3 protein-coding genes are annotated in these 1954 nt (G+C 64.6%); all 3 read right to left on the reverse strand.

Annotation, left to right across the window (positions count from 1 at the left end; translation table 11 throughout):
* On the reverse strand, positions 1 to 889 hold an 889-nt coding region (locus C4301_RS09610; RefSeq protein WP_503012424.1), incomplete at its 3' end, for a metallophosphoesterase family protein.
* Positions 886 to 1455 carry a sulfur oxidation c-type cytochrome SoxX gene (gene soxX / locus C4301_RS09615; protein ID WP_352414851.1) on the reverse strand — a complete coding sequence of 190 codons (570 nt, stop codon included), beginning with the start codon at positions 1453 to 1455 and terminating at the stop codon, positions 886 to 888. The genes C4301_RS09610 and soxX, both read right to left, overlap by 4 nt.
* Positions 1456 to 1464: 9 nt before the next feature.
* A partial coding sequence (soxA, locus tag C4301_RS09620) for a sulfur oxidation c-type cytochrome SoxA (RefSeq protein ID WP_352414852.1) occupies positions 1465 to 1954 on the reverse strand: 490 nt, incomplete at its 5' end.

Consider the following 1954-nt stretch of genomic DNA (forward strand, 5'->3'; position numbering starts at 1 on the left):
TTTGCCTTGTCGTAACCAGGGGGGAAAGGTCAGCCTGGATGCGCTGGGCCAAGGCCGTGTCCAGGGGAAGCCCTCCGTGGGAGAGGAGGACCACCGCATCCACCCCCTTGGCCCGAAGCTCATCCACCGCCTTCTGGAGCTCCTTCTCCTTGACCCCGAAGGAGAGCCCCTCGGAAAACTCCTCCGGGTGGGAGACCTTGACGTAAGGGTAGGTGAGGCCGATAACCCCCAGGGTGTACCGGCCCGCCGGGTGGATGGCATAGGCGGGGTAGACGGGGTCCCCGAAGAGGTCGTCCGTGGTGTTGTAGCTCAGAACCCGGGCCTTCAGCTTCTTCTCCAGCTCCTCCACCCGCGCCCGGCCCAGGGTGTACTCCCAGTGGTAGACCATGTGATCCACCCCGGTGAGGTTCATCCAGTCCACCATCACCTCTCCCCGGGTCCTTAAGGAGGGGCCAGAGTTCGTCCAGTTATCCCCCCCATCCAGGACCAGGGCCCTTCCCTCCACCTGCCCCTTCTGAGCCTTGATGAGGGCGGTGAGGCGGGCCGCCCCACCCACGGGGCCGAAGCGCTGGGCCAGGGTCTCAAAGTCCAGATAGGTGGTGATGTAGGCCATGAGGCTTCCCCGCTTTAGGCCAAAGTAGCGGAGGAAAGCCTCCCCCGTGAGGTAGCCGGGGCGGCCCATGAGGGGCTTGGGGGCGAGGAGGTTGGGGGGCTCCATGTAGAAATGGGGCCGGAGCTGGCTGTGCAGGTCGGCGTAGTACAAGAGGGTGTAATCCCCGTAGGGGGGGAGGTTGAAAAGGGCCTCCGGACGCTCCAGGGCCTGGGCCAGCGCCTTGCGGCCCGTCACCCCCAAAGCGGCAAGAAGGGCAAGGAGCTCTCTACGCGTCATCTTCTCCCCGCGGCAGGCTTGGTGTTGAAGTCCGAGTTGGGGTCCAGAAGGTAGGCCACCACATCCGCGATCTCCTCAGGGGTTAAAAGGCCCTGCACGCCGAAGCGGTACATCACCGTGCAGGGGAAGTAGGCCCAGGCGTTGTAGATCACCTCGTAGGTGTAGCGCTGGATGGCCTCGGACTGACCCCGGTTCAGGCCGTACTTCTCCAGGCTCGGCCCCACATCCCCCCCGAGGTTAAGCGGGGAGCCGAAGTGGCAGGAGAAACAGTTGGCCTTGGCCATGTTGTTGAAGATGGCGCCCCCCTTCTTCCAGTCCCCCATGAGCTTGCCGTCTTTGGGGTACTGGATGAGGGCGCGCTGTTCCTCGATGAACTTGGGCAGAAGGTCCGCGGGCAGGCGGTTTTTGTGGATGGAGCAGAGGGCCTGGTCGGGGCGCTGGCCCACCAGGGCTTCCGCATACTTGGGCCCCGAGGCCCTGATGCGCTCGAGGTCCTGCTCGCTAAAGTACCGCTGGGCCAAGGCCAAGCCTAGGGCCAGGAGCAAAAGCAACCAGATGCTGCGCATACCCCCTCCTCACCGTAAAAACCCCGGGAGCTCCGCCTTGGCCCCGTTCGCGTGGTAGGCCATGAAGAGCTGGAGGGCGATGACCGCCGGGGAGTAGAACTCGGGCGCCGGGTGGCCCAGGTTGCCGTAGCAGGCCCGGATGCGGTCCTCCATGGTCCAGCTCTGATCGTTGGAGTAGCGGTAGGCCGGCCAGTGGGTCATGGCAGCGCCTTTCCCCGCCACATTGATCACATCGGCATAGGGAAGGACCCCCGCCCGCTTTCCCAGATAGGTTACGTGGCAGGTGGCGCAGCCGATGTCCCGCGCCCCACTCCGAGCGTAGAAGAGCCTCTCCCCAAGCTCATAGAACGCCTTTTCCGAAGGATAGAGAAGGCGGACCTGGACGGGCATGCCGTCGGACTGGGCGGCCACATAGAAGGCGATGGCCACCACCTCGGAGCGCTTGATCTCCTCCGGCTTGAAGCCCTGGAGCTGGATCATGCAGGTGCGGATGCGGCTG

Origin of the sequence: Thermus sp. (assembly GCF_040290245.1) — a bacterium.
GTDB lineage: Bacteria > Deinococcota > Deinococci > Deinococcales > Thermaceae > Thermus_A.

Excerpts from the sequence above, each read along its gene's own strand:
- soxX (WP_352414851.1), bottom strand. The coding sequence starts at position 1,455 with ATGCGCAGCATCTGGTTGCTTTTGCTCCTGGCCCTAGGCTTGGCCTTG.